The organism is Candidatus Weimeria sp. HCP3S3_B5 (assembly GCF_052064335.1).
Classification (GTDB): Bacteria; Bacillota; Clostridia; order Lachnospirales; family Lachnospiraceae; genus Weimeria.
In genome coordinates this window covers 1-2,469 of the sequence record NZ_JBQHVU010000050.1, presented here as the reverse complement: position 1 = coordinate 2,469, position 2,469 = coordinate 1, and the positions used below count along the sequence as shown (strand labels likewise).

2 protein-coding genes are annotated in these 2,469 nt (G+C 44.2%); both read left to right on the top strand.

Annotation, left to right across the window (positions count from 1 at the left end):
- Window positions 1–219 precede the first annotated feature (219 nt).
- Entirely contained in the window at window positions 220–591 is a 372-nt protein-coding gene (locus ACTNCK_RS11560; protein ID WP_441082875.1) for a hypothetical protein, read from the top strand.
- A gap of 12 nt (window positions 592–603) precedes the next feature.
- Window positions 604–2,382 (top strand): IS66 family transposase, encoded by a 1,779-nt coding sequence (locus ACTNCK_RS11555; RefSeq protein ID WP_441082873.1) that lies wholly within the window; start codon window positions 604–606, stop codon window positions 2,380–2,382.
- The last annotated feature ends 87 nt before the right edge of the window (window positions 2,383–2,469 follow it).

Sequence of the window (2,469 nt, the reverse complement as noted above, 5' to 3'; positions counted from 1 at the left end):
GTTACCATTCACAGTAAATCATATTAACAAAATCGGCTCAGACTGAGCTTATCCAAACTTGAGAAATATCAGAAAAACAGGGTTATGTCTATTCCTGGCATGACTCTGTTTTTTATATTATTGGTACTTTGTTAAATACATACCAACTTAACTATTGACATATTTGTTGGTATGTAGTACAATATATAGTACCAAGCAACCGGTGAAAGGAGACCGATCATGTCAATAGTACGGTACACGAACAAGAAAACAGGCGTGGTATCTCTTTATGAATCAACGTCTTATTACGATCCTGAACTCAAGCAGTCTAGGCCTAAGAGAAAATATCTTGGCATAGAAGACCCGGAGACAGGTGAGCTTATCCCGTCATCAGGGAAAAGAGGCAGGAAGAAGGCTGATGGCTCAGCCGCTTCGTCCGGGAATAAAAGATCAGATGACAGTCTGAAGAAAAAGTATGAACTTCTGCAGGCAGACTGTGATGAGAAGGCAGCCAGGATAAAACAGCTAGAGCACGAGAACAGAAAGCTCCGCTTCTGTTTAAAAAATCTCAGAGATTCTGTTGATGCGATGATAAACGACATGGAACAGTAAAGGAGACAGCGGATGGCTTTTTCTCTTTGCAAAAATGAGCTGTTTGAGGAATACATGCTGCTGCAGTGCAGGGTAAAGGATCAGAAGCGCATCATAGACGAGTTTGAGTCCGGAGCCAGGTATATCAAGATCCAGCAGGATCATCACAGGGTCGTGGCAGGCTATATAAAAGAGATCGACAGACTGAAAAAAGAGCTAGCTGAGGCCCGCATACAGGCTGTAAAAGTCCGGGATATCTGGACTGATGAGTGTTATGAGGTATGGCAGGATCACCAGAAAGAGGCCGGCCGCAAAGACGAAAGGATATACAGTCTTGAAGATAAAGTGATGGAGCTTCAGCAGAAATACAGAGATGACATGGCTTCGATGCGGTTTGAATACGAGGAGAAGATCCACGAGAAGGACTGTGTGATACAGGAACTCACCAACAGGCTGGCACATGATGAAGCACTGCTCGGAAGGGACAGCACAAACACCGGACTTCCTACAGGCATGACACTTCCGGGAAAGAAAAAGCATAATCCAAACAGCAGGAAAAACAGCGGAAAGAAAAAGGGAGGACAACCGGGACACGAAAAGCATGATCTGAAAAAGCCTTCAGAAAAAGAGGCAACAGAGATCATTGACCACACTACTGATAAGGGAGCAGTCTGTCCTGTATGCAGGTCAGAAGACCTGGTCTATACCGGCAGATATGAAGAAAAATGGGAGTATGATATCAGCATAAATGTAAACAGGATCCTTCATAAATACTGGCTTTATAAATGTGCAGACTGTGGAGAGACAGTCAGATGCAGCATAGAGCCAAACCTGAGGGCTGACTGCCAGTATGGGCCAAAGATACAGGCACTCGCCCTTTCTCTTATGAACACGGCAAATGCACCGATAAATAAAGTGGCCATGTTCCTTAACGGTATAACAGGCGGAGAGCTCAGGCCGTGCGAAGGGTACATTGCGAAAGTCCAGGCGCGGTCAGCTAAAAAGCTGATACAGTTCAGAGATGACCTTAAACTGGAGCTTATCAGAAGGGACCTTGTATATTGGGATGATACTGTCATTTTCATTCTAACAAAAAGAGCATGCCTGAGATTTTATGGTGACGAGACCATTGCCTATTATACGGCTCATGAACATAAAGACATGGCCAGCATAGACGAAGACAATGTCCTTGCCCTGCTCACAAAACAGACGAAGGTGATGCATGATCATAATACCCTGAACTACAATGCAAAGTTCCTCTTTATAAATATCGAATGCATCCAGCATCTGGAGCGTGACTGCCAGAGGAATACAGATGATACCGGGCATGAATGGTCAAAAGAGCTTAAAGACCTCATCAGTTCTACGATAAAGGACCGTAAGGAGGCAAAAGAGCGGGACGAGACAGCATTCAGCGAAGCTTATAAAAAGACGTTTTACGAGAAAGTAGATAAATGCATAGAAAAGGGATGGGCCGAAAACAAGGCGGCTTCAAAAAAATACGGCGCAGATTTTGAACGGGCACTGTTGAACAGACTGGTTAAATACAGAAAGAATTATTTCCTCTGGGTTGAAGATCTCACAGTACCGACGACCAACAATCTGAGTGAGCGGGGACTTCGTGGAGTCAAATCCCACATGAAGATATCAGGACAGTTTGAGACAGTAAAGGCCGCAGACAATTATGCATTGATCAGGACATATATAGAGACCTGCCGCCGAAATGGTATCAACGAGATACACGCACTGGATCGTCTGTGCGTAGGAGATCCTTATACGGTCGCAGAGATCTTTCATAAATCCCAACAATGAGAACAAAAACGGAATAACAGCAAGTAAAGCGAAGGAAAGATCCTCCGCTTTACTTGTGATGCATTCAGTTCTTCTGTGAATAGTAAC